Origin of the sequence: Micromonospora sp. AB353 (assembly GCF_049538395.1) — a bacterium.
GTDB classification, from domain to species: Bacteria; Actinomycetota; Actinomycetes; order Mycobacteriales; family Micromonosporaceae; genus Micromonospora; species Micromonospora aurantiaca.
In genome coordinates, this window is the sequence record NZ_JBMVFV010000003.1 from 124,776 (window position 1) to 149,858 (window position 25,083).

At 71.5% G+C, this 25,083-nt stretch carries 20 protein-coding genes; 11 read left to right on the forward strand and 9 right to left on the reverse strand.

The annotated features are described in order from the left end of the window. The first annotated feature begins 13 nt into the window (after nt 1-13). Nucleotides 14-1,780, forward strand: a complete 1,767-nt coding sequence (rny, locus tag ACPCK6_RS02575; RefSeq protein WP_282313438.1) for a ribonuclease Y — start codon at nt 14-16, stop codon at nt 1,778-1,780. 56 nt (nt 1,781-1,836) lie between these two features. Here rny and ACPCK6_RS02580 read toward each other — a convergent pair whose 3' ends face one another. The 4 genes from ACPCK6_RS02580 to ACPCK6_RS02595 are packed head-to-tail and all read right to left on the reverse strand — an operon-like array spanning nt 1,837 to nt 5,232. Then, on the reverse strand, nt 1,837-2,805 hold the full coding sequence (locus ACPCK6_RS02580; protein ID WP_396883577.1) for an amino acid ABC transporter permease: 969 nt from the start codon (nt 2,803-2,805) through the stop codon (nt 1,837-1,839). Next, nucleotides 2,802-3,509 (reverse strand): amino acid ABC transporter permease, encoded by a 708-nt coding sequence (locus tag ACPCK6_RS02585; RefSeq protein ID WP_396883576.1) that lies wholly within the window; start codon nt 3,507-3,509, stop codon nt 2,802-2,804. The genes ACPCK6_RS02580 and ACPCK6_RS02585 overlap by 4 nt, the downstream gene beginning before the upstream one ends. Nucleotides 3,510-3,545: 36 nt before the next feature. Beyond that, complete coding sequence (locus ACPCK6_RS02590) at nt 3,546-4,424, reverse strand: glutamate ABC transporter substrate-binding protein (protein WP_423480224.1); 879 nt, start codon at nt 4,422-4,424, stop codon at nt 3,546-3,548. A gap of 52 nt (nt 4,425-4,476) precedes the next feature. Then, nucleotides 4,477-5,232 (reverse strand): amino acid ABC transporter ATP-binding protein, encoded by a 756-nt coding sequence (locus ACPCK6_RS02595; protein WP_030504151.1) that lies wholly within the window; start codon nt 5,230-5,232, stop codon nt 4,477-4,479. Nucleotides 5,233-5,431: 199 nt separating this feature from the next. Here ACPCK6_RS02595 and selD point away from each other — a divergent pair, with 199 nt between their 5' ends. Beyond that, nucleotides 5,432-6,421, forward strand: a complete 990-nt coding sequence (gene selD, locus ACPCK6_RS02600; protein ID WP_423480225.1) for a selenide, water dikinase SelD — start codon at nt 5,432-5,434, stop codon at nt 6,419-6,421. Nucleotides 6,422-6,634: 213 nt separating this feature from the next. After that, nucleotides 6,635-7,114: a hypothetical protein gene (locus ACPCK6_RS02605; protein ID WP_135238912.1), complete on the forward strand. Its 480-nt coding sequence runs from the start codon at nt 6,635-6,637 to the stop codon at nt 7,112-7,114. 78 nt (nt 7,115-7,192) lie between these two features. Here ACPCK6_RS02605 and ACPCK6_RS02610 read toward each other — a convergent pair whose 3' ends face one another. Further along, a complete protein-coding gene (locus tag ACPCK6_RS02610; RefSeq protein WP_396883574.1) occupies nt 7,193-7,420 on the reverse strand; it encodes a DUF2277 family protein in 228 nt (75 codons plus the stop codon). Nucleotides 7,421-7,472: 52 nt separating this feature from the next. Here ACPCK6_RS02610 and miaB point away from each other — a divergent pair, with 52 nt between their 5' ends. Continuing rightward, nucleotides 7,473-8,972, forward strand: a complete 1,500-nt coding sequence (gene miaB / locus ACPCK6_RS02615) for a tRNA (N6-isopentenyl adenosine(37)-C2)-methylthiotransferase MiaB (protein ID WP_396883573.1) — start codon at nt 7,473-7,475, stop codon at nt 8,970-8,972. Between the two features lie 90 nt (nt 8,973-9,062). Here the strand turns inward: miaB and ACPCK6_RS02620 are convergent, their stop codons facing one another. Further along, the gene (locus ACPCK6_RS02620; protein ID WP_396883572.1) at nt 9,063-10,685 is read right to left on the reverse strand and encodes a cellulase family glycosylhydrolase; all 1,623 of its coding nucleotides are present in this window, start codon (nt 10,683-10,685) and stop codon (nt 9,063-9,065) included. Nucleotides 10,686-11,016: 331 nt separating this feature from the next. Then, nucleotides 11,017-12,225, reverse strand: coding sequence for a DUF349 domain-containing protein (locus ACPCK6_RS02625; protein WP_318333024.1), 1,209 nt, complete (start codon nt 12,223-12,225; stop codon nt 11,017-11,019). Nucleotides 12,226-12,430: 205 nt separating this feature from the next. Between ACPCK6_RS02625 and ACPCK6_RS02630 the strand changes: the two genes are divergently transcribed. From ACPCK6_RS02630 to dapF, 3 genes are read left to right on the forward strand one after another with little or no spacing between them, the layout of a single operon-like run. Further along, a complete protein-coding gene (locus ACPCK6_RS02630; RefSeq protein WP_423480226.1) occupies nt 12,431-13,150 on the forward strand; it encodes a class III extradiol ring-cleavage dioxygenase family protein in 720 nt (239 codons plus the stop codon). Further along, nucleotides 13,033-14,052: a tRNA (adenosine(37)-N6)-dimethylallyltransferase MiaA gene (gene miaA, locus ACPCK6_RS02635; protein WP_423480227.1), complete on the forward strand. Its 1,020-nt coding sequence runs from the start codon at nt 13,033-13,035 to the stop codon at nt 14,050-14,052. Before ACPCK6_RS02630 ends, miaA begins: the two co-directional genes overlap by 118 nt. A 7-nt stretch (nt 14,053-14,059) precedes the next feature. Then, a complete protein-coding gene (gene dapF / locus ACPCK6_RS02640; RefSeq protein WP_396883569.1) occupies nt 14,060-14,905 on the forward strand; it encodes a diaminopimelate epimerase in 846 nt (281 codons plus the stop codon). Nucleotides 14,906-15,340: 435 nt separating this feature from the next. On the opposite strand, the gene ACPCK6_RS02645 is transcribed toward dapF, so the two are convergent. Continuing rightward, nucleotides 15,341-16,813: an NAD-dependent malic enzyme gene (locus ACPCK6_RS02645; RefSeq protein ID WP_262013573.1), complete on the reverse strand. Its 1,473-nt coding sequence runs from the start codon at nt 16,811-16,813 to the stop codon at nt 15,341-15,343. A 195-nt stretch (nt 16,814-17,008) separates the two neighbouring features. On the opposite strand from ACPCK6_RS02645, the gene hflX reads away from it, so the two are divergent. Then, complete coding sequence (gene hflX, locus ACPCK6_RS02650) at nt 17,009-18,472, forward strand: GTPase HflX (protein ID WP_402811512.1); 1,464 nt, start codon at nt 17,009-17,011, stop codon at nt 18,470-18,472. Between the two features lie 50 nt (nt 18,473-18,522). Continuing rightward, entirely contained in the window at nt 18,523-20,277 is a 1,755-nt protein-coding gene (locus ACPCK6_RS02655) for a hypothetical protein (protein WP_423480228.1), read from the forward strand. Nucleotides 20,278-20,332: 55 nt separating this feature from the next. Here ACPCK6_RS02655 and lexA read toward each other — a convergent pair whose 3' ends face one another. Beyond that, entirely contained in the window at nt 20,333-21,115 is a 783-nt protein-coding gene (gene lexA, locus ACPCK6_RS02660; protein ID WP_128137231.1) for a transcriptional repressor LexA, read from the reverse strand. Nucleotides 21,116-21,604: 489 nt separating this feature from the next. Here lexA and nrdR point away from each other — a divergent pair, with 489 nt between their 5' ends. Continuing rightward, a complete protein-coding gene (gene nrdR, locus ACPCK6_RS02665) occupies nt 21,605-22,105 on the forward strand; it encodes a transcriptional regulator NrdR (RefSeq protein WP_013284751.1) in 501 nt (166 codons plus the stop codon). Nucleotides 22,106-22,143: 38 nt separating this feature from the next. Beyond that, nucleotides 22,144-25,038 carry a vitamin B12-dependent ribonucleotide reductase gene (locus ACPCK6_RS02670; RefSeq protein ID WP_423480229.1) on the forward strand — a complete coding sequence of 965 codons (2,895 nt, stop codon included), beginning with the start codon at nt 22,144-22,146 and terminating at the stop codon, nt 25,036-25,038. Nucleotides 25,039-25,083 lie beyond the last annotated feature (45 nt).

The following is a 25,083-nucleotide window of genomic DNA, read 5'->3' on the forward strand; positions in this document are numbered from 1 at the left end:
GCGGAGCGGCTCGATGAGCGCCTTCGACGTCGTCCTCCTCCTGGTCGTGCTGCTGCTGGTCGTGGTGGTGGTCGGCGCCGTGCTGTTCGGCGTGCGTACCCTCAAGCGGCTCAGCCTGGCACCCGCGCCGGAGGATCCGGCCTTCATCGCGGAGAAGGACCGGCAGGAACAGTCCCTCGCGGCGTTGCGGACGGCCGCCGACGAGGTGAACAGCACCATCGACGTGGCGAAGTCCGCGGCCGCGGCGGCGCGCGCCGAGGCTGCCGCCGCCAAGGCGGAGGCGAAGGCGGCCCGGGCCGAGGCGCGGCGGGTGCTCGACGACGCCCGCGCCGAGGCCGACACGGTGCTGGAGCGGGCACACAAGCAGGCCGAGGCGGACGCCGAGCAGTTGCGCGCCACCGCACGGCGCAGCGGCGAGCGGGAGGTGGCGGTGCTGGCCGCGACCACCCGGGAACAGGCGGCCGAGGTGGAACGCCGCGCCGCCCGGATGGACGAGCGGGAGCGGCTGCACACCGAGGAGGTGGAGCGGCTGGCCGAGCGGGAACGGCAGCTCACCGCCGCCACCGCGGCGCTCGCCGCCCGGGAGGCCGCCCTGACCGAACGCGAGCGGACGCTGACCGAGGTGGAGGAGCAGCGCCGCCGGGAGCTGGAGCGGGTGGCCGGCCTGACCGCCGACGCGGCCCGCGCCGAGCTTGTCGAGTCGATCGAGGGGCAGGCGAAGCGGGAGGCCGCGCTGCTGGTCCGGGAGATCGAGGCGGACGCGCGGGGCAGCGCCGAGCAGCGCGCCCGCAACATCGTCGTGGACGCCATCCAGCGGGTCGCCAGCGAGCAGACCGCGGAGAGCGTGGTCAGCGTGCTGCACCTGCCCGGCGACGAGATGAAGGGGCGCATCATCGGCCGCGAGGGGCGCAACATCCGCGCCTTCGAGTCGGTGACCGGCGTCAACCTGATCATCGACGACACGCCCGAGGCGGTGCTGCTGTCCTGCTTCGACCCGGTACGCCGCGAGGTCGGCCGGGTCACGCTGGAGAAGCTGGTCCTGGACGGCCGGATCCACCCGCACCGGATCGAGGAGGTCTACGACCTGGCCCGGCAGGAGGTCGAGGAGCTGTGCCTCCGGGCCGCCGAGGACGCGCTGGTCGAGGTCGGCATCACCGAGATCCACCCGGAGCTGGTCACCCTGCTGGGCCGGTTGCGCTACCGGACGTCGTACGGGCAGAACGTGCTCAAGCACCTGGTGGAGACCGCGCACATCGCCGGCGTCATGGCCGCGGAGCTGCGGCTGGACGTGCCGACGATCAAGCGGTGCGCGTTCCTGCACGACATCGGCAAGGCGCTCACCCACGAGGTCGAGGGCAGCCACGCGATCATCGGCGCGGACGTGGCCCGCAAGTACGGCGAGAGCGAGGACGTGGTGCACGCCATCGAGGCGCACCACAACGAGGTGCCGCCGCAGACCATCGAGGCGGTGCTGACCCAGGCGTCGGACGCCTGCTCGGGCGGGCGGCCGGGCGCGCGGCGGGAGAGCCTCGAGGCGTACGTCAAGCGGCTGGAGCGGATCGAGGAGATCGCGGCCGGCAAGCTGGGCGTGGAGAAGGTCTTCGCCATGCAGGCGGGCCGGGAGATCCGGGTGATGGTCAAGCCGGACGACGTGGACGACATCGGCGCGGCGGTGCTGGCCCGGGACGTGGCCAAGCAGATCGAGGAGGAGCTGACCTACCCGGGTCAGATCCGGGTGACCGTGGTGCGCGAGTCCCGGGTCACCGAGATCGCCCGCTAGACCGCAATACGAAAGGGCTGGCCGGTTCGTACCGGCCAGCCCTTTTCGTGTGCCGGTCAGACGCCGCCGGCACCCTCGGCCTGCGAGGTGAGCGCCGCCGGCGGCGTGGCCGGTGCCTGGGTGCCGGCGCTCTTACGGCCCTGGGAGAGCCGGCGCTGGACGTACTGGGCCAGCTTCGACAGCGAGTAGTTGATGGCGATGAACAGCACGGCGATCACCACGTACACCTGGATCGGGTTGCCCAGGACGCCGATGATCTGCTTGCCGATGTTGAGCGTCTCCTCGTAGCTGATGATGAAGCCCAGCGAGGTGTCCTTGAGTACCACCACGAGCTGGCTGATCAGCGCCGGCAGCATGATCCGGAAGGCCTGCGGCAGCAGGATCAGCCCGGTGGTCTGGAACGGGGAGAGCCCGATCGCCGAGGCGGCCTCGGCCTGCCCGCCGGGCAGGCCCTCCATGCCCGAGCGCAGGATCTCGGCGATGACCACGGAGTTGTAGATGGTCAGGCCGATGACGAGGTACCAGAGGTTGTCGAACGAGGCGCCGAACTCGGGGAAGCCGCGCGCCACGAAGAAGATGGTGATGACGACCGGCAGGCCGCGGAAGACCTCGACGCAGACCCGGGTCACGGCGGCCAGCACCCAGCTCAGCCCGCGCAGCAGATACGCCACCGGTGCGGCAGCCCCGGTGAAGCGCCGCCGGGTCAGGCTCTTGAGCTGGACCCGCAGGACGGCGAGCAGCGTGCCGACGACGAGCGACGAGACGATGGCCAGCGCGGCGGCGATCAGGGTGTTCTTGAGGCCGTACCCGATCCGGTCCCAGACGAGCGGGAAGTTCTCGTTCGAGGGGTCGACCAGCGGCCCCCACAGCTCCATCGAGAACTGGCCCTTGTCGGCCAGCGGCCGGTAGATGAACAGGTAGGCGCCGGCCAGCACCACCACGACGGCGATCAGGCTGCTGATGAGCGTGACGCGTCGCTGGCGCGGCCCGGGAACGTCGTAGAGGACGCTGGTCTGCTGGCTCATCGGGCCACCGCCTGTCGCTTCTCGATCCGGTCCAGCAGGGCGCCGAGCGGGACCGTCATGATCAGGTATCCGACGGAGATGCCGATCGCCACCGGGATGAAGGGGTAGCCGCCGGCGGAGGTGAGCTGGTCCGCGGTCTGCGAGAGGTCACCGACCACGCCGAAGAAGCCGACGAGCGCGGAGTTCTTGATCATCGCGATGATGACCGAGCCGAGCGGCACCACCGAGGCCTTCCAGGACTGCGGGAGCACGACGTGCCGCAGGTTCTGGCCGAAGGTGAGGCCCAGCGAGCGCGCCGCCTCGGCCTGCCCCGCCGGTACCGCGTTCACGCCGGAGCGCAGGGCCTCGCAGACGAACGCGGCGGTGTAGAGGACCAGCGCGATCAGGCCGAACCGGAAGTAGGGCAGGTCGGTGCCGAGTCGGCTGAAGATCGACTCCAGGCCCGGGATGCGCAGGAAGTCGGCGTTGGAGCCCAGCGCCGGCAGGCCGAAGGCGGCGAAGAACAGCACGACGGTCAGCGGCAGGTTACGGAAGATGTTCACGTACGTGGTGCCGACCGCGCGCAGCGGTGGCACCGGCGAGATCCTCAGCACCGCCACGACGGCGCCCAGGATCAGGGCGCCGATCGCGGCGAGAAAGCAGATCTGGAGGGTGAGCCAGAACCCGCCCGCGAAGACGTCGAACTTGTCGATGAGCACACTCACGGGTCGGTTTCCTCCCCACCCTCCGGATCCAGCGGATCAGTAGCGGTTGACGGCGGGCGGGTCGCCCAGGGTGGCGCCGAACTTGCCGGCGGTGTCGTCCCACGCCTTCTTCCAGCTGCCGTCCTGGAAGGCCTTGTCCAGGGTGTCGTTGATGAAGTTACGGAAGTCGGTGTCCTCCTTCTTGACACCGATGCCGTACGGCTCCTTGGTGAAGTTGTCGCCGGCCATCTTGAAGGACGCCTCATCCTTGGCGATGTAGCCGAGCAGGATGACGTTGTCGGTGGTGACGGCGTCGACCTGCTTGCCCTTCAGGGCGTCGCGGCACTTGTCGTAGGTGTCGAAGAGCACCAGCTGGGTGGCGACGTCCTTGACGTACTTCTTGATCTCCTCGGCCGGGGTGGAGCCGGTGACCGAGCAGACCTTCTTGGTGCCGTCCTTGAACGCGTCCGGGCCGGTGATGGCGGCCTCGTCCTTGCGGACCATGATGTTCTGGCCGGCCTCGTAGTACGGACCGGCGAAGGCGATGCGCTCCTTGCGCTTGTCGTTGATCGTGTAGGTGGCCGCGACCAGGTCGACGGTGCCGTTCACGATGACGTCCTCGCGGACCTTCGACGGCGTCTCGACGTACTCGATCTTGTCCTCGGGGATGCCGAGTTCCTTCACGATCAGCTTCGCGACCTCGACGTCGAAGCCCTCGGGCTTGCCCGACAGGCCCTTCTGGCCGAAGCCCGGCTGGTCGAACTTGGTGCCGACCTTGATCTTCTGGGCCTTGTTCAGCCGCTCCATCGTGCTGCCGGCCGCGAAGTTCTTGCTGCCGGCACCGGTGCCCTCGTCGTCGCTGTCGCCACCGCAGGCGGACAGGCCGAGCGCCAGAGTCGCCGCCGCGGCGACCGCGGCCACGCGCTTGTAACGCATACTCAATCTCCTTCTTCGACGGAGCCGCCGGGACGACTCCAACTACGGACGCTCAGTGCGTGAGGATCTTGGAGAGGAAGTCCTTGGCCCGCTCGCTGCGCGGGTTCGCGAAGAACTCGGCCGGCGGCGCGTCCTCGACCAGCTGCCCGTCGGCCATGAAGACCACCCGGTTGGCGGCGTGCCGGGCGAAGCCCATCTCGTGGGTCACCACGACCATGGTCATGCCCTCGCTCGCCAGCGACGTCATCACGTCCAGCACCTCGCCGACCATCTCCGGGTCCAGCGCGCTCGTCGGCTCGTCGAACAGCATCGCCTTGGGCTGCATGGCCAGCGCCCGGGCGATCGCCGCCCGCTGCTGCTGACCGCCGGAGAGCTGCGCCGGGTACTTGTCCGCCTGGTTGGCGATGCCGACGCGGTCCAGCAGGGCCAGGCCGCGCTCGCGGGCGGCGGCCGGCTTCTCCTTGCGGACCTTGACCGGCCCCAGCGTCACGTTCTCCAGGATGGTCTTGTGCGCGAAGAGGTTGAACGACTGGAACACCATGCCGACCTCGCTGCGCAGCTTGGCCAGGGGCTTGCCCTCGGCCGGCAGCGGCTGCCCGTCGAACGTGATGGTGCCCTTGTCGATCGGCTCCAGCCGGTTGATGGTGCGGCACAGCGTCGACTTGCCGGAGCCGGACGGGCCGATCACGACGACCACCTCGCCCCGGCCGACGGAGAGGGACACGTCGTCGAGCACGTGCAGCGGCCCGAACCACTTGTTGACCCCGTCGAGCACGATCAGCGGGTCGCCCGTCGTCACGTCGTCCACCGTCCCTGTCGTCCATGGCGGAATTCGGGGGTCGGTCGACCCCCGGTTGGGCAACTGTAGGCGGGGTGATGTGGCAGAACGCAACTCAGATGGTCACGGAGCGGTAACACCGGTCACCGGCGTACCGGCCCGTCCGAATTTCGTCACCCACCGGGTGGGCCGAGTGGCGCCGTCGCCGCAGGCAGGAGATCATGAGGCGATGACCGACGCGATCCGGCTGACCGACTACGCCCGCGGCGGCGGCTGCGCCTGCAAGATCCCACCGGGCGAGCTGGAGGCGATGGTCGCGGGGCTCGGCGCCACCGGCGGCTCGGCCGACCTGCTGGTCGGCCTGGAGAACGGCGACGACGCCGCGGTGGTCCGGCTGGACGAGCGTACGGGCCTGGTCAGCACCGCCGACTTCTTCACCCCGGTGGTCGACGACGCCTACGACTGGGGGCGCATCGCCGCCGCCAACGCGCTCTCCGACGTGTACGCGATGGGCGGCACCCCGCTCGTCGCGCTCAACCTGCTCTGCTGGCCGCGCGGCGTGCTGCCGCCGGAGATGGCCCGCGAGGTGCTGCGCGGCGGTCTGGACGTGGCCCGGGAGGCGAACTGCCACCTGGCCGGCGGGCACAGCGTGGACGACGACGGCCCGAAGTACGGCCTGGCCGTCACCGGCGTGGTCCGGCCGGAGGAGCTGATCACGCTCGACGCGGGGCGGGCCGGTCTGCCGCTGTCGCTGACCAAGCCGCTCGGCGTGGGCGTGCTCAACACCCGGCACAAGCAGACCGGGCAGCGGTTCCCGGAGGCGGTCGAGTCGATGGCCCGGCTCAACCGGGACGCGGCCCGCGCGGCGGTCGCCGCGGGCATCCGCTGCGGCACCGACGTGACCGGCTTCGGCCTGCTCGGGCACGCCTCGAAGCTGGCCCGCGCGAGCTGCCTGACGGTGGCGATCGACGCGGCTGCGGTGCCGTATCTGCCCGGTGCGCGGGAGGCGCTGCGTGACGGGTACGTCAGCGGCGGCACCCGGCGCAACCTGGAGTGGGTCACCCCGTGGACCGACTTCGGCGGCGCGGACGAGGGGGAGCGGCTGCTGCTCGCCGACGCGCAGACCTCTGGCGGCCTGCTGGTGGCCGGTGAGGTGCCGGGGGGCACGGTGATCGGTGAGCTGCTGTCCGCGTCGGAGCACCTGATCCGGGTGCGCTGAGCCGCCGGATCCACGGCGCGGCCAGCCGCCGCCGGGGCACCGTACCCGATAAACTGTCATCTTCCAGCTACTCTGGGCAACGTCGCCCGAGGGAATTTTGCCCGGAATGGTCACAGACCGGTAACTTGCGCCCGGCTGAGGTCAAATGCACCCCACCATCGTCATGAAGGCCCGATCCGGAGGCCGGTGGAACGAGCGCAGCGAGGAGGCGGCATGACCGAGCTGTGGAACTGGAGAATCGACGGCGGCGAGCCGGTGGAGGTCTACCCGGCACTGGCCGAGGCGCTCGGCCGGGTGGTGATGCCCATGGCCGTCGCCGACCCGATGCGGCTCCCCGCGTACGCGGTGGTCTGCGACGTGTGGGAGGCGCCCGGGCTGTACGGCACCGTGGTCGACTGTTACGGCGTACCCGAGAGCCTGACCGAGCTGCCCGCGATCGCGGCGCTGGCCCGGCTGCTGGGCCGCAACTGCCTGATGCGTGACGACACGCTCGACGCCGGCCGGCACCTGCTGGTCGCGCCGGACGGCACCATCCGGCCGGTGCACTTCGACGTGGCCGACACCGACGACGGCGAGGTGCTCAGCCACCACCGGCTCTGCACCGTCGCCGACGCGCGCTGCCGGGGCTGGTCGCAGTGCCACCGCTCCCGCTGGGCGCCGGACACGGTCGCCCCGGCGCTCGCCGCCGCCTGAGCGCGGGCGCCGGCGCGCGCCCGTGAGCGGTGCTCGCCGCCGTGCCCCCACCGGCGGCGAGCGGTGGCGGCCCCGGGCTCAGCCCCGGGTCGCCGGCTGCTGCCCCCGCACCACGAGCTGGTCGAGCAGCGTCGCCGTGGCGGCGGCCACGGCGTCCACCGCGGCGTCGAACGCGGCCGCGTTGTGCGCCGCAGGGGTACGGAATCCGGAGATCTTCCGGACGTACTGCAACGCGGCGGCGCGGATGTCCTCCTCGGTCACCACCGGGACGTACGGCTCACGCAGGGTCTTGATGCTCCGGCACACGGCTCCTCCTCGTTCGATCCGATCGGCTCCACCCGGATACGCTGTCCGGGTCATGACTACCGCAGCCGCGGGCAGCCCGCGCACCTACCAGGTGCGTACGTACGGCTGCCAGATGAACGTGCACGACTCCGAGCGCATCTCCGGCCTCCTCGAGGACGCCGGGTACGTGCGTGCCGCGGAGGCCGACGAGCAGCCCGACGTGGTGGTGTTCAACACCTGCGCGGTCCGGGAGAACGCCGACAACCGGCTCTACGGCAACCTGGGTCATCTGCGCCCCGTGAAGGCGAAGCATCCCGGGATGCAGATCGCTGTCGGCGGCTGCCTGGCCCAGAAGGACCGCGGCGACATCGTCCGCAAGGCGCCCTGGGTGGACGTCGTCTTCGGTACGCACAACATCGGCTCGCTCCCGGCGCTGCTGGACCGGGCGCGGCACAACGCCGCGGCCGAGGTCGAGATCCTGGAGTCGCTGGAGGTCTTCCCCTCCACGCTGCCGACCCGGCGCGAGTCGACGTACGCCGGGTGGGTCTCGATCTCCGTCGGCTGCAACAACACGTGCACGTTCTGCATCGTGCCCTCCCTGCGCGGCAAGGAGAAGGACCGCCGCCCCGGCGACATCCTCTCCGAGGTCCGCGCGCTGGCCGACTCCGGCGTGCTGGAGGTGACGCTGCTCGGGCAGAACGTCAACTCGTACGGCGTCGAGTTCGGCGACCGGTACGCGTTCGGCAAGCTGCTGCGGGCCTGCGGCGACATCGACGGGCTGGAGCGGGTGCGGTTCACCAGCCCGCACCCGAAGGACTTCACCGACGACGTGATCGCCGCGATGGCCGAGACGCCCAACGTCTGCCACTCGCTGCACATGCCGTTGCAGTCCGGCTCGGACGACGTGCTGCGCGCGATGCGCCGCTCGTACCGGTCGGAGCGTTACCTGGGGATCATCGAGAAGGTCCGGGCGGCCATGCCGGACGCGGCGATCACCACCGACATCATCGTCGGCTTCCCGGGCGAGACCGAGGCCGACTTCGCCCGCACGCTCGACGTGGTGCGGGAGGCGCGGTTCTCCTCGGCGTTCACGTTCCAGTACTCCAAGCGCCCCGGCACCCCGGCCGCCACGATGGACGGGCAGCTGCCCAAGCAGGTCGTGCAGGAGCGCTACGAGCGGCTGATCGCCTGCGTCGAGGAGATCACCTGGGCGGAGAACAAGAAGCTCGTCGGCGAGACCGTCGAGGTGCTGGTGGCGGTCGGCGAGGGCCGCAAGGACGAGCGCACCGGCCGGATGTCCGGCCGGGCCCGCGACGGCCGGCTCGTGCACTTCGCCACCGGTGATCTGGCCGGGCGGATCCGCCCCGGCGACATCGTGCACACGGTCGTCACGTACGCCGCCCCGCACCACCTCAACGCCGACGGTGCGCCGCTGGCGCACCGGCGCACCCGGGCCGGGGACGCGGCCGAGGCGGGACAGGTTCCGCGTACCCCAGGGGTGCTGCTCGGCCTGCCGACGATCGGCGCACCGGCCGTCCCGCCCGCCCCGGTAGGCGGCTGCGCCGCCCACTGACCCGATGTAAGGAAGGGCCCCCTTTTAACACTTGGTGTTAAAAGGGGGCCCTTCCTCTACCGCAGGCGTTAATAAGGGGCCCTTCCTTCGTCAGCAGGCGGTGCCGTTGAGCTTGACCGTGGCGGGGGTCGCGGCGGTGCCGTTGGCGGTGAAGCCGACGGTGACCGACGCGCCCGGCGCCAGCGACGACGCCCAGGCCGGCGCGGCCGCCGTCACAGTGGTCCCGGACTGCGTGACAGTGGCGTTCCAGCCGCTGGCCAGCGTCACCCCGGACGGCCACGTCCAGGTGGCCGACCACGGGTTCACCGCGGCGGTGCCGGTGTTCTTGACGGTCAGCTCACCCTGGAAGCCACCCGACCAGGAGTTGATCTGCTTGTACGTGGCGGTGCAGCCGCCGGTCACCGGAGGCGGCGGGGTGGTCGGCGCCGGCGACGTGTTCGGCGTGCCGGTCGGGGACGGGCTGGTGGTGCCGCCGCCACCGGTCGGCGGGATCAGGTACGGCGCGAGGATGTCCTGCTTCGCCTGGTTGATCGTGGTCCAGTCGTCGTTGGCGATGCCGCCCGTGTCACCGGAGTTCGGGTTCCACGACCAGTACGTGAACGACATGCCGTTCACGCCGGTGCCGGTGTACGCCATCAGGTTCTGCAGCCAGATCTTGTCCTTGGGGTCCTGGAGCGTGGTGCCGAACTCGCCCATCATGATCGGCGCGATGTTCTGCTTGTAGAGGTAACCCCAGTACTTGTCCCAGATGGCCGGCATGTTCGCCGGGTATGACGGGTCGTCGAACCAGGCCTGGCGGTAGACCGAGGTGGCGTACTCGTGCGGCGAGTAGACCAGCCGGTTCGCCACGTTCAGCCGCACCGGGAACTGCCCGGCCTTGGACAGGTTGCCGCCCCACCAGCCGCAGTCCTCGTCGTTGCTGGGGTCGTTGTCCCAGACGTTCGACAGGCCGCCGCTCGGGCAGCTCACCCCCTCCACGAAGATCAGCCAGTTGGGCTGCACGCCGAGGATCGCGTTGCCGGCCCGCTCGGCGGCCAGCCGCCAGTCCCGGGCGGTGTCGCCGCAGCCCCAGCAGGCACCGGTGGCGGCCGGGTTGGTGCCCTCGGCGTGCGGCTCGTTGTGCAGGTCCGCGCCGATCACCGTGGTGTTGCCGGCGTACCGCTGGGCCAGCATCTTCCAGTCGTTGATCCAGGTCGTCTCGGAGACAGTCGAGGTGTACCAGAGCGGCGACTGCCCGGCCGACGTCGGCCGGTGCCGGTCCAGGATGACCCGCATCCCCTTGCTGCCCGCGTAGTCGATGACCTTGTCGAGGATCTGCAGCGGGGAGAGCCCGATCAGGTCCGGGTTGACGAAGTCGTTGATGCCGGTGGCGGTCGCGCCCGCCTTGAGGGCGTCGTTCGAGTACGGGATGCGCAGCGTGTTGTAGCCCAGCCGGGCCATGGTGTCGAGCTGGGAGCGCCACGGGTTGCTCGACCACAGGCCGTGGAACGTCTTGTTGTCGGTCTCCATCCCGAACCAGTTGATGCCGGTCAGCCGGACCGTCGCGCCCGTACTGTCGACGATCTTGCTGCCGCTGGTGTGCAGGTAACCGGTGCCGGTGCCACCGGCCGCCGCGGCGGCCGGTGCGGTGGAGACGGCGGCGGCGACGAGAACGCCTGCTGCCGCGGTGGCGAGCGCCGTCAGGGCGCCGCCGAGGGCGGTGCGTCGGTGCATGGAAGCTCCACTTCGGATGCCCGCGCCGCGCAGGCGCCGCGGGCGGCAGGACCAGGAGGCACGTCCCGCTCGTCATCGAGTACGCGCGCAGCGCGCGCCGGGCCGTGTCGTGTGGACGGCCACCCGCGAGATGTCGCACCGGCGACCGTCGACGGCGAGATCAGCCGTCGGTGCCCTCGTGCCGGTGCCTGAACCTGGCTCCGCCGCTCATTCTGATCAGCCCACCTCGATGCGTCAACCCGCCCCCGGACGCGGGTGAGCCCCCGGCCGACCCGGCCGGGGGCTCACCCGATGTGTCCGTCCGCCGGCCTGCCCGGCCGGGGTGCTCGCGTCAGCCGGCCTGCTCGGCGAGCTGGAGGAACTGCCGCTTCGAGGCGAGCGCCTGCTCGGCCTCCTTGATCCGGCGGGTGTCACCGGCGGCCTGGGCCCGGGCCAGCCGGTCCTCGGCCTCGGCGACCTGGGCACGCATCTGCGCCAGCAGCGGGTTGTCCTCCTTGGTGGTGCGTCGCCACGCCGAGTCCATCACCTCGCGGACCTTGTCGTCCACGGCCCGCAGCCGGCGCTCCAGCCCGGCGGCGGCCTCGCGCGGCACCCGGCCGGCCTCGTGCCACTGCGCCTGGATCTCCCGCAGCTTCGCCTGCGCGCCCTTCGGGTCGCCGTCGACGTCCAGCGCCTCGGCCTCGGCCAGCAGCGCCTGCTTGCGCTCGAGGTTGGCGCGCTGCTCGTTGTCCCGGGCGGAGAAGACCTCGCTGCGGCGGGTGAAGAACTCGTCCTGCGCGGCGCGGAACCGTTCCCAGAGCTTCTGCTCGGCCTCCTTGGCGGCGCGCGGCGCGGCCTTCCACTGGGCCATCAGATCCTTGAGCTGACCGGCGGTGACACCCCAGTCGCTGGAGTCCTTGAGCTTCTCCGCCTCGGCGACCAGCTCCTCCTTGACCGTCTGCGCCTGCTTGCGCTGCTGGTCGAGGGAGGCGAAGTGGGCGCCCCGGCGGCGGGTGAAGCCGTCCCGCGCGGCGGCGAACCGCTTCCACAGCTCACCGTCGGTCTTCTTGTCGACGCCGCGGATGGTCTTCCACTCGTCGAGGATCTCCTTGAGCCGGTCACCGGCGGTCTTCCAGCCGGTCGACTCGGCGGCCAGCTTCTCGGCCTCCTCGACCAGGGCGGTCTTGCGCGCCAGCGCCTCGCCCCGGGCGGCCTCGCGGGCCGCCTTGGCCTCGCCGGCCTTCTCCTCGGCGACGGTGGCCAGCTTGTCCAGGCGGGCGGCGAGGGCGTCGATGTCACCGACGACGTGCGCCTCGGCCAGCGACCCACGGATCCGGCGGATCGTGGTCAGGGAGTGGCCGGCGTCAGCCGCGCCCGAGTTGAGCCGGGCCTCGGTCAGATCGACCTCGGTCACCAGGTCGGCGTAGCGCCGGGCGAAGTGGGCGAGCCCTTCCTCCGGTGCCCCTGCCTGCCAGGATCCGACCACCCGCTCGCCTTCGGCGGTCTTGACGTAGACGGTGCCGTCCTCGTCGACCCGTCCGAAGGCAGTCCAGTCGCTCATGTGCCCATCCTCGTTCTCCCGGCGCCGAGGGGACAGCCCCCTCGTTCGCCGCCACGGCGCAGCAAACTTTCTCCCGGCATTGTCACAGGTCCGCCCCCGTCCGTGTCGAGCGCCTGTCGCCGACCGTGACCATACGGTGTTGTACGCCCTCGATGACCGGATCGGCGCGGGGACGCACCGGGGGATCGGCGATAGGTTTGGGGGCGTGCCACTGGTCGCCGCCGCCGTCTGCCCCCACCCGCCGCTGATCGTGCCCGAGCTGGCCGGCGCCGCCGCGCCCGAGCTGGACGACCTGCGCGCTGCCACCGACGCCGCCGTCGCGCGGCTGCTCGCCGCCGAGCCGGAGGCGATCCTGCTCGTCGGCGGCGGACCGGAGACGGTCCGGTTCAACGCCGCCGACTCCGGCACCCTGCGCGGCTTCGGGCTGAACCGGCCGGTGCGGCTGTGGAAGATCTCCTGCTCCGGCGGCGAGGTCCTGCCGCTGAGCCTGACCATCGGCGCGTGGCTGCTGAACCGCTCCGGCACCGAGCTGCCCCGCCTGGCCCGGTCGGTGGCCCACGACGCCACACCGGCGGAGTGCGCGGCGTTCGGCGCGAGCCTGATCCTCGACGACGATCCGCGGGTCGCGCTGCTCGTGCTCGGTGACGGGTCCGCCTGCCGGGGCGTCAAGGCGCCGGGGTACGACGACCCGCGCGCCGAGGCGTACGACGAGGGGGTCGCCCTGGCCCTGGCCGGCGCGGACGCCGACGCCCTGCTCGGCCTGGACCCGGTGCTGTCGGCGGAGCTGCGGGTCGCCGGGCGGGCGCCGTGGCAGGTGCTGGCCGGCGCGGCCCGGGCGGCGGGCGGCGACTGGCGCGGCGACGTCAGCTACCAGGGCGCGCCCTACGGCGTTTCCTACTTCGTGGCGAACTGGGAGCGGGCGTGAGCGTCGTCGCCGTGGTCGGGCCGACAGCGGCCGGGAAGTCGGCGCTGAGCATCGCGCTGGCGCACGCGCTCGGCGGCGAGGTGGTGAACGCCGACTCGATGCAGCTCTACCGGGGCATGGACGTCGGCACCGCGAAGCTGACCCCGGCCGAGCGCGAGGGCGTGCCGCATCACCTGCTGGACATCTGGCCGGTGACCGAGCCCGCCAGCGTCGCCGAATACCAGACGCTGGCCCGCGCGGCGGTCGACGACATCCTGGCCCGGGGACGGGTGCCGCTGCTGGTCGGCGGCTCCGGGCTGTACGTGCGGGCGGTGCTGGAACGGTTCGAGTTCCCCGGCACCGACCCGGCGCTGCGGGAGCGGCTGGAGGCGGAACTCGCGGCGGTGGGCCCCCTGCCGCTGCACGCGCGGCTGAGCGCGGCCGACCCGGGCGCGGCGGCGAGCATCCTGCCTACGAACGGCCGGCGGATCGTGCGGGCGCTGGAGGTGATCGAGCTGACCGGCGCGCCGTTCACCGCGTCGCTGCCGTCGCCGACGCCGTACTACCCGTCCGTGCAGCTCGGCGTCGACCTGGACACCGCGCGCCTCGACGAGCGGATCGCGCTGCGGGTGGACCGGATGTGGGCCGACGGCCTGGTCGACGAGGTGCGGGCGCTGGTCGGCGAAGGGCTGCCCGAGGGGCGGACGGCGAGCCGGGCGCTCGGCTACCAGCAGGTGCTGCGGTTCCTGGCCGGGGAGCTGACCGAGGCGCAGGCGCACGAGGAGACGATCCGCGCGACCCGCCGGTTCGTCCGGCGGCAGCGCTCCTGGTTCCGGCGTGACCCGCGCGTCCACTGGCTGGACGCGGCGTCGCCCGCGTTTCTCGACACTGCCCTGCGGGTGGTCGCCGAGCATCGGCCATGATGGGGGCGTGGAGTTCACAAAGGGTCACGGCACCGGCAACGACTTCGTCATCCTGCCCGACCCGGACGGCACCCTCGACCTGACACCCGGCCTGGTCGCGGCGCTCTGCGACAGGCGGCGCGGGCTGGGCGGCGACGGCGTGCTGCGTGTCGTACGCGCCGCCAAGCACCCCGAGGGCGTCGCGCTCGCGGGCGAGGCCGAGTGGTTCATGGACTACTGGAACTCCGACGGCTCGTTCGCCGAGATGTGCGGCAACGGGGCCCGCGTGTTCGTCCGCTACCTGCTGGACCGTTCGCTCGCAGCCCCGTCGGGCGGGACGCTGCCGATCGCGACCCGCGCCGGCCTGGTGCGGGCCCGGGTCGAGGGTGCCGACGTGGCGGTCGAGATGCGCCGTCCCCGGTTCTACGACACGGCGACCGCCACGCTCGGCGGGCTGACGCTGCCCGGCACCGCCGTGGACGTCGGCAACCCGCACCTGGTGTGCGCGCTGCCCGCCGCGCTGGAACTGACGGCGCTCGACCTCACCCGCGCGCCCGAGGTCGACGCCTCGACGTTCCCGTCCGGGGTGAACGTCGAGTTCACCACGCCCGGTGAGCCGGTCGACGGCACCGACGGGCACGTACTGATGCGGGTGTACGAGCGCGGCTCGGCCGAGACGCTGTCCTGCGGCACCGGCGCGTGCGCGGTGGCGGCGGTGGCGTTGCGCGACGCCGGCCTGGACACCGGCACGATGGCAGTCGACGTGCCAGGCGGGCGTCTGACGGTCACCGTGACAGCCGACTCGTGCTGGCTCTCCGGCCCCGCGGTCCTGGTGGCCACAGGCACCCTGACCCCCGCAGCCCTGCACCCGTAGCCCGCCCGCGTTGCCTCTGCCAGTTGATCAAGGAGTTTGTGGCGGAATCCCGGTGCCGCGAACTCCTTGGTCAACGAGGGGCTGAGTGGTGGCTGCGGCCCGGCTGCCCGGCATGATCAACACCAGTTCGGCGAAGTGGTGCTGTCGCGGGGCCTCTGATGCCACCACCTCGCCGAAGTGGTGTTGATCAAGGGTGCTGATGCCGCTACTTCGGGGAAGCGGAGTCGATCAACGTGCGACGATGGGGTGTTCTGTCTGACTTGTCCGCCTCGGCTGAAGCCTGCTGGGATCTTGGAAGATTTGGGCCCCTCTGAGGGCCGTTTCCTTCCAAGATCTCGTGTGGACGCGCCGGGGGACGCCTGACTGTGCCGGGTTGCGGGTGTGAGAGGCGCTGGCCTGTGCGAAGGCGCCGCGAGAGGCAGGGGCGTGCCTGGCTCAGGGGGTGGCGCTGGCGTTGGCGGCGATCTCGGGCAGGTCGGCCGGGCCCGGGTCGGCCGCCGGAGCCGGCGTCGCGGCCGGGTTCTGGGCGGCGGCCCGTACCGCGGCGGCCACCGCCGGGGCGACCCGGGAGTCGAAGACGCTCGGCACGATCACCGTCGGGTTGATCTTGTCCTCGCCGACCACGTCCGCGATGGCCCGGGCGGCGGCGAGCGCCATCTCCTCGGTGAACTCCTCGGCGTGCGCGTCGAGCATGCCGCGGAACACGCCGGGGAAGGCGAGCACGTTGTTGATCTGGTTCGGCTGGTCCGAGCGGCCGGTGGCGACCACGGCGGCGTACTTGCGCGCCTCGCGCGGGTCCACCTCCGGGTCGGGGTTGGCGAGCGCGAAGACGATCGAGTCCTTCGCCATCTGGGCGACGTCCTCGCCGGTGAGCAGGTTCGGCGCGCTCACGCCGATGAACACGTCCGCGCCGCGTACCGCCCCGGCCAGGTCACCGGAGTAGTTCTCCTTGTTGGTGTTCTCGGCCAGCCACTGCCAGGCCGGGTTGAGGTCCGGCAGCCCGCGGTGCAGGGCGCCCTGGCGGTCGTACGCGATGATGTCGCCCACGCCCTGGCGCAGCAGCAGCTTCATGATCGCGGTGCCGGCCGCGCCGGCGCCGGAGACCACGACCCGGACGTCCGCGAGCTGCTTGCCCACGACGCGCAGCGCGTTCGTCAGCGCGGCCAGCACGCAGATCGCGGTGCCGTGCTGGTCGTCGTGGAAGACCGGGATGTCCAGGGCCTCGCGCAGCCGGGCCTCGATCTCGAAGCAGCGCGGCGCGGCGATGTCCTCCAGGTTGATGCCGCCGTACGCGGGCGCGATCGCCTTGACGATCGCCACGATCTCGTCGGTGTCCTGGGTGTCCAGCACCACCGGCCAGGCGTCCACCCCGCCGAAGCGCTTGAACAGGGCCGCCTTGCCCTCCATCACCGGCAGCGACGCGGCCGGCCCGAGGTTGCCCAGGCCGAGCACCGCGGTGCCGTCGCTGACCACGGCGACGGTGTTGCGCTTGATGGTGAGCCGGCGGGCGTCGGCCGGGTTCTCCGCGATCGCCATGCAGACCCGGGCCACCCCCGGGGTGTACGCGCGGGACAGCTCGTCACGGGTGCGCAGCGCGACCTTCGGGGTGACCTCGATCTTGCCGCCGAGGTGGAGCAGGAACGTGCGGTCGGAGACCTTGCGGACGTCCACCCCGTCGAGCGCGGTGAGCGCGTCGACGACCTGGTCGGCGTGGCCGGCGTCGGCGGTGTCGCAGGTGAGGTCGACGATCACGTGCGCGGGGTCGGAGTCGACCACGTCCAGCGCGGTGACGATGGCCCCGGCCTCGCCGGCGGCGGTGGTGAGGCGACCGATGGAGGAGGCGTCGGCGGGTACCGCGATCCGGATGGTGATGGAGAATCCGGCACTCGGCAGTCGGGTGTTGGCCACGAGAAACTCCTCCGTCGGCGCTGAGCGGCTCGACTGGCATTTGTACTCGCCCGCCCAGGTCGCCCGGCATCCGCCCCCGCTACCCGTCGGTAGCGTCACGGGCATAACACAGGTGCGTCCGGCGTTGTCACATGTCAGGATTGCTGTCACGCGCCGAAAATTCTCGGCGTTGCCCAAAACGGACAGGAGACGCATTTGCGCGAGCAGGAGACCTTCCATCCCTACACCGACGACGAGTTCGACGCCACCACCGGCGAGTACGAGCTGTCGGAGCGGCAGGCGCTGCGGCGGGTCCCCGGCCTCTCCACCGAACTCACAGACATCACCGAGGTCGAATACCGTCAGCTCCGGCTGGAGCGGGTCGTCCTGGTGGGGGTCTGGACCGAGGGCACCCAGACCGACGCCGACAACAGCCTCACCGAGCTGGCGGCGCTGGCCGAGACGGCCGGCTCGCAGGTGCTCGAGGGACTGATCCAGCGTCGCCAGCGGCCCGACCCGGCCACGTACATCGGCCGCGGCAAGGTCGACGACCTAGGCGCGGTGGCGCTGTCCACCGGCGCCGACACGATCATCTGCGACGGTGAGCTGTCGCCGTCGCAGCTGCGCAACCTGGAGCAGCGCACCAAGGTCAAGGTGGTCGACCGGACCGCCCTGATCCTCGACATCTTCGCCCAGCACGCCAAGAGCAAGGAGGGCAAGGCGCAGGTCGAGCTGGCCCAGCTCGAATACCTGCTGCCGCGCCTGCGCGGCTGGGGCGAGACGCTGTCCCGGCAGACCGGTGGTAGCGGCCGCGGCGGTGGCGCCGGCGGCGGCGTGGGTCTGCGTGGTCCCGGTGAGACCAAGCTGGAGACCGACCGGCGGCGTATCCGCCACCGAATCGCGCGGCTGCGCCGCGAGATCAAGAGCATGGCGACGGTACGCCAGACCAAGCGCGCCCGGCGTACCCGTAACGCGGTACCCGCGGTGGCCATCGCCGGCTACACCAACGCCGGCAAGTCCAGCCTGCTCAACCGCCTGACCGGTGCCGGCGTGCTGGTGGAGAACGCCCTGTTCGCCACGCTGGACCCGACCACCCGCCGGGCCACCACGTCCGACGGCCGGCTCTACACGCTGTCCGACACCGTCGGGTTCGTCCGGCACCTGCCGCACCAGATCGTCGAGGCGTTCCGCTCGACGCTGGAGGAGGTCGCCGACGCCGACCTGGTGGTGCACGTGGTCGACGGCACCCACCCGGACCCGGAGGAGCAGGTCCGGGCGGTACGCGAGGTGCTCGCCGAGGTGGGCGCGGACCGGCTGCCGGAACTCCTGGTGGTGAACAAGACCGACGCCACCGACGAGGAGACGATGCTGCGCCTCAAGCGGCTCTGGCCGGAAGCGGTCTTCGTCTCCGCCCACAGCGGGCGCGGGGTCGACGAACTGCGCGAGGCGGTCGAGCGCCGGCTGCCCCGGCCTGCCGTCGAGGTGCGCGCGGTGCTCCCGTACGACCGGGGTGACCTGGTCTCCCGGGTGCACCGGCAGGGTGAGGTGCTCAGCACCGCGCACCTGCCCGAGGGCACGCTTGTGCACGTGCGGGTCAGCGAGGGTCTGGCTGCGGAACTCGCGCCGTACCGGGCGGGTGACCGGCTGACCAGTGACGAGCGGGTGGGCGCCGGGCGGTGAGCCGTCCGGCGTCACCCGCCGGAAACCCGCGCCGTGCGACACTGAGCGTCATGCGGCACGTTGTCTCCTCGGTCACGCTCGCGCTCGGCCTGGTCGGCGCGGTCGTGGCGCCGGCCGGGCCGGCCCCGGCGGCTCCCGCCGCGGCCCCCGTGCTGGCCGCGGCTCCCAAGAAGAAGTGCACCGTGGAGGACAGCCGCCTCCGCGAGCTGTCCGGTCTGGTGGCCACCAGCAACGGGTACGTCGTGATCAACGACGGCTCGGACGACCCCAGCCGCAAGCGGGTCTTCTACCTGGACACCAAGTGCAAGCTCGACAAGGAGGTCCGTTACTCCGGTGACGGGCCGCTCGACACCGAGGACCTCGCGCTCAGCCCGGACCGCAAGACCCTCTGGATCGCCGACACCGGCGACAACGTGGAGAAGAAGACGCGCCGGGAGCGGGTGGCGGTCTGGACGATGCCGCTGAGCGGCGCGAAGCAGCCGGTGCTGCACCGGCTCAGCTACCCGGGCAAGGAGCCGCACGACGCGGAGGCCCTGCTCGTCGGCGACGACAACATGCCGCTGGTGATCACCAAGGATCTCTCCGGCAAGTCGGAGATCTTCACCCCGACGGTGAAGCTGAAGGCGAGCGGTGACTCCGAGCCGATCCCGATGAAGAAGGTCGGCGAGGTCACGCTCCCGAAGACGAACACCGAGAACAAGCTCGGCTCGCCCGGGCGGGCGCTGATCACCGGCGCCGCCCGCTCGCCCGACGGCAGCAAGGTCGTACTGCGCACGTACGCCGACGCGTTCGAGTTCGACGTGGCCGGCGGCGACATCGTCAAGGCGATCGCCACCGGCAAGCCCCGGGTCACCCCGCTCGCCGACCCGTTCGGCGAGGCGATCTCCTACACGCCGGACGGCAAGCTGTTCGTCACCGTCTCCGACGGCGGCACGCTCGACGAGTCGGATCCGATCGACATCCTCAGCTACACCCCGTCGACCACCGGCGCGGAGGCGCTGCCGAACGGCGGCAAGGCCGAGACCAAGGCGGCGGCCGAGAAGTCCTGGCTCGAAGGGCTCTCGCTCGACGAGATCACGTACCTGATCGCGGCGGTCGGGGTGCTCGGCGCGCTCCTGGTCGGCGCGGGCGTGTTCGGCATCCTGCGGGCGCGGCGCAAGCCGGCGCCCCGGGCGCCGGCCGACGAGCCCGAGCACAGCGGCGAGTTCCCGGTGAACAACGGCTTCCCGTCCGCGGAACGGCCGGAGGCCCCGCGCGGCGGGGTCTACGGCGGTGGTCAGGGCGGCGTCTACGGCGGTGCGCCGAACGGTGACCGCCCGGCGTCCGGCGGTGTCTACGGTGGTGGCCGGCCGGGCGGCGGCGTGTACGGCGGCGGCCCCCAGGACGGCGGTCGCGGCCAGGGTGGTGGCCGTCCTCCGGGCGCGGGCCGTCCGCAGGGCGGCGGCGTCTACGGCGGCGGCGGTGCCCCGGCCAGCGGCGGTGGGCGTGGAGGCGGCGTCTACGGCGGCGGAGGCCAGGGCGGACCGGGCGCGGGCCAGGGCGGTCCCGGTCGGGGCGGCCCGGGTGGCGGCGGCCAGGGCAGTCCGGGCCGTGGTGGCCCGGGTGGCGGCTACGGCGGCGGACCGGGCGGGGCCGGATATCGCGGGCAGCCGAACGGCGGCGGCCCGCGGGCAGAGGGCGGCCGGGCCGAGCCGCCGCGCCGAGGCCAGGAGCCGCGTGGCGGGCGCCGCGACGGCTACGACGACCAGGGCCGGTACGGCCCGGTGTCCGGCGGCGGCCGGGAGTACCGCGGCGACCGCTACTGAGCCGACACGACGAAGGGGTGACCGGTCCCGGTCACCCCTTCGTCGTGTGCCGTGGTCAGATGCGGCGCAGGACCGCCACCACGCGGCCCATGATGGTGGCGTCGTCGCCGGGGATCGGGTCGAAGGCCGGGTTCTGCGGCATCAGCCAGACGTGCCCGTCGCGCCGCCGGTAGGTCTTCACCGTCGCCTCACCGTCGAGCATGGCGGCCACGATGTCACCGACCTCGGCGTTCGGCTGCTGCCGGACGACCACCCAGTCGCCGTCGCAGATCGCCGCGTCGAGCATCGAGTCGCCCTTGACCTGGAGCATGAAGACCTCGCCCTCACCGACCAGCTCGCGGGGGAGGGGGAAGATGTCCTCCACCGCCTGCTCGGCCAGGATCGGCCCACCGGCGGCGATGCGGCCCAGCATCGGCACGTACGCCGGGGCGGGCCGCTGCGCGCGGGCCGCCTCGTCGTCCGCCTCGCCCGGCGCGCGGACGTCGACGGCGCGCGGACGGTTCGGGTCGCGGCGCAGGAAGCCCTTCTTCTCCAGCTCCTTGAGCTGGTAGGCGACGCTGGACGGGGACACCAGTCCGACCGCCTCGCCGATCTCGCGCACGCTCGGCGGGTAGCCGTGGCGCTCGACCCAGGTGCGGATGAACTCCAGGATCCGCCGCTGCCGCGCGGTCAGGTCGACGGTCGCCGGGTCGGGGAAGCTGCTCACCACCGGGGTGACCGGACGCACCGCCGCGGGGGCGGTGCGGCTGCGGGCGGTGCGGGGGCGACGGGTCGCCGGAGGACCCGCCCCGTCGTTCGGCTGCGGGTTCTTCTGCCGGCTGGCCCGGTCCTCGGTCACGTCCGTCCCTCCCTGGTCGGCGCTGGGGTGCCTCGTCGGCTCGTGGTGCGTGTGGTCTGACCGTATAGGTGAGATCGGCCATTTTCAAACATCTGTACGACCTGCTGTCGGCGTGTCGCGCCGAATTCCTGGATTTCCGAACTGGTGTTCTGATAGAAGGGTACGCCGCTCGAACGGATGTTCTATCCCGGCCGCCCGTGACTAGCACGGGAGGCCGTCCGTTGGGCTCCTCGGCGGCGTCGCGCCGGGCGTGATCCTGACGACTCGCCGGACACGCCCGTCAACTTGACCTCGCTTGGGGTTCGGCATACGGTCGACCCCTAGATGTAGTAGTCACACGGGCGTAAGTTGCCTACAGGTTGGGTTCAACTACCGAACGCACTCCCGCACCGCGCACTCGGCGACGGTCATCGGACGATGGCCCCGCCGTGCCGACGCGTGCCCGGGAGCCGGTCGGTGTGCCCGCGATCGACGGAGGAGGTCGGGCGAATGCGGTGTCCGTACTGCCGGCACGCCGACTCCCGGGTGGTCGACTCGCGGGAGGCCGACGACGGCCAGCTCATCCGGCGGCGACGGTCGTGCCCGGAGTGCGGCAAGCGGTTCACCACCGTCGAGGAGGCGGTGCTCGCGGTGGTCAAGCGCAGCGGGGTGACCGAGCCGTTCAGCCGTACGAAGATCATCGGTGGGGTGCGCAAGGCGTGCCAGGGGCGCCCGGTCGACGACGACTCGATCGCGCTGCTGGCACAGAAGGTCGAGGAGACCGTGCGGGCCAAGGGGGCGGCCGAGATCCCCAGCCACGAGGTGGGCCTGGCCATCCTCGGCCCGTTGCGTGACCTCGACGAGGTGGCCTACATGCGGTTCGCCAGCGTCTACCGGTCCTTCGACTCGCTCGCCGACTTCGAGCGCGAGATCGAGACGCTGCGGGCCGCCGCGCGCGCCCGGGAGGGCGCCGGTGCCGGTGCGGCCGACGCCGCCGGCGCGATCAGCTGACATTTTCGGGTTTCTGACAGGTACACGAGGCGCGGTGGGTGACCGTTGCCGACGAGGGGGGCGAGGGCGTGACGACCAGCAAGTCACGGAACAAGGCCGGGGCGGGGCTGAAGATCGAGCGCGTCTGGACGACCGAGGGGGTGCATCCCTACGACGAGGTCGCCTGGGAGCGCCGCGACGTCGTCATGACGAACTGGCGGGACGGCTCGATCAACTTCGAGCAGCGCGGGGTGGAGTTCCCCGAGTCCTGGTCGGTGAACGCGGCGAACATCGTGACCACCAAGTACTTCCGGGGCGCGGTGGGGACCCCGGAGCGGGAGTGGTCGCTGCGGCAGCTGATCGACCGGGTGGTCGAGACCTACCGCACCGCCGGTGAGGAGTACGGCTACTTCGCCACCCCGGCCGACGCCGAGGTGTTCGCGCACGAGCTGACCTGGATGCTGCTGCACCAGGTGTTCAGCTTCAACTCGCCGGTGTGGTTCAACGTCGGCACGCCGTCGCCGCAGCAGGTCAGCGCCTGCTTCATCCTCTCCGTCGACGACTCGATGGACTCCATCCTCGACTGGTACAAGGAGGAGGGGCGGATCTTCCAGGGCGGCTCCGGCGCCGGGGTCAACCTCTCCCGGATCCGTTCCTCGAAGGAACTGCTCTCCTCCGGCGGCACCGCCTCCGGCCCGGTCAGCTTCATGCGCGGCGCGGACGCCTCCGCCGGCACCATCAAGTCCGGCGGCGCCACCCGGCGCGCGGCGAAGATGGTCATCCTCGACGTGGACCACCCGGACATCGAGGAGTTCGTGGCGACCAAGGCGCGCGAGGAGGACAAGATCCGCGCGCTGCGGGACGCCGGGTTCGACATGGACCTGGGCGGCGCCGACATCGTCAGCGTGCAGTACCAGAACGCCAACAACTCGGTCCGCGTCTCCGACGAGTTCATGACCGCGGTGGAGAACGGCGGCGGCTTCGACCTGCGCGGCCGGCTCGACGGGCAGACCATCGAGACGATCGACGCCAAGAAGCTGTTCCACACCATCTCCCAGGCGGCCTGGGAGTGCGCCGACCCGGGCCTGCAGTACGACGACACCATCAACGACTGGCACACCTGCCCGGAGACCGGGCGGATCACCGCGTCGAACCCGTGCTCGGAGTACCTGCACCTGGACAACTCCTCGTGCAACCTGGCCTCGCTGAACCTGATGAAGTTCCTCCGCGCCGACGGCGGCTTCGAGGTGGAGAAGTTCGTCAAGTCGGTCGAGTTCGTCATCACCGCGATGGACATCTCGATCTGCTTCGCCGACTTCCCGACCGAGAAGATCGGTGAGACCACCCGCGCCTACCGGCAGCTCGGCATCGGGTACGCCAACCTGGGCGCGCTGCTGATGGCCTCCGGCCTGCCGTACGACTCGGAGCAGGGCCGGGAGGTGTCCGCCGCGATCACCTCGCTGATGACCGGCACCGCCTACCGCCGTTCCGCCGAGCTGGCCGGCATCGTCGGCCCGTACGACGGCTACGCCCGCAACGCCGAGCCGCACAAGCGGGTCATGCGCAAGCACGCCGCCGCCAACGACGCGATCAAGGCGACCGGCACCGTGGCCACCGCCGTGCAGCGCGAGGCCACCAAGCAGTGGACGCTCGGCAACAAGCTCGGTGACAAGTTCGGCTGGCGCAACTCGCAGGCCAGCGTGCTCGCCCCGACCGGCACCATCGGCCTGATGATGGACTGCGACACCACGGGTGTCGAGCCGGACCTGGCACTGGTGAAGTTCAAGAAGCTGGTCGGCGGCGGCTCGATGCAGATCGTCAACCAGACCGTGCCGCGCGCCCTGCGCAGCCTCGGCTACCCCGAGGAGCAGGTCGAGGCGATCGTCGAGCACATCGCCGACCACGGTCACGTGGTGGACGCCCCGGGCCTCAAGCCGGAGCACTACCCGGTCTTCGACTGCGCCATGGGCGAGCGCTCGATCGCGCCGATGGGTCACGTGCGGATGATGGCGGCCGTCCAGCCGTTCATCTCCGGCGCCATCTCCAAGACGGTGAACATGCCGGAGCAGGCCACCGTCGAGGACGTCGAGAAGATCTACTTCGAGGGCTGGAAGCTCGGCCTGAAGGCGCTGGCGATCTACCGGGACAACTGCAAGGTCGGCCAGCCGCTGTCGGCGGCGAAGAAGAGCAAGGGCGCTGTCGAGGCCCAGGCCCCGGCCGCCACGCCGGAGAAGGTCGTGGAGAAGGTCGTCGAGTACCGCCCGGTGCGCAAGCGGCTGCCGAAGAAGCGCCCGTCGGAGACCATCTCGTTCTCGGTCGGCGGCGCGGAGGGCTACCTCACCGCCTCGTCCTACCCGGACGACGGCCTCGGCGAGGTCTTCCTCAAGATGTCGAAGCAGGGCTCGACCCTGGCCGGCGTGATGGACGCCTTCTCGGTGGCCATCTCCATCGGTCTCCAGTACGGCGTCCCGCTGGAGACGTACGTCAGCAAGTTCACCAACATGCGCTTCGAGCCGGCCGGCATGACCGACGACCCGGACGTGCGCATGGCCGCCTCGGTGATGGACTACATCTTCCGTCGCCTGGCGCTGGACTTCCTGCCGTACGACCGCCGCGCTGAGCTGGGCATCTTCACCGCCAAGGAGCGGGCCGCCCAGCTCGCGGCCGAGGCGGAGGCGGAGGCGAGCGGTGCGGACCTCACCGCGATGGCCGCCTCCGCCCCGGTCGAGGCGCCGGAGCCGAAGACCGGCCCGATCGCGCAGCCGGCGCAGGAGATGGCCGACGCCGCGGCCGTGAAGCCCGCGCCGTCTGTGGGTTCCAGCACCGAACTGCTGGAGGCCGTGATCGGCAAGGCCGCCGACGCGCCGCTCTGCTTCACCTGCGGCACGAAGATGCGGCCCGCCGGTAGTTGCTACGTCTGCGAGGGCTGCGGCTCCACCAGCGGCTGCAGCTGACTTCGGAAATAACGGGCCTCTTCCAAGAATTTCCAAGGAGGAATC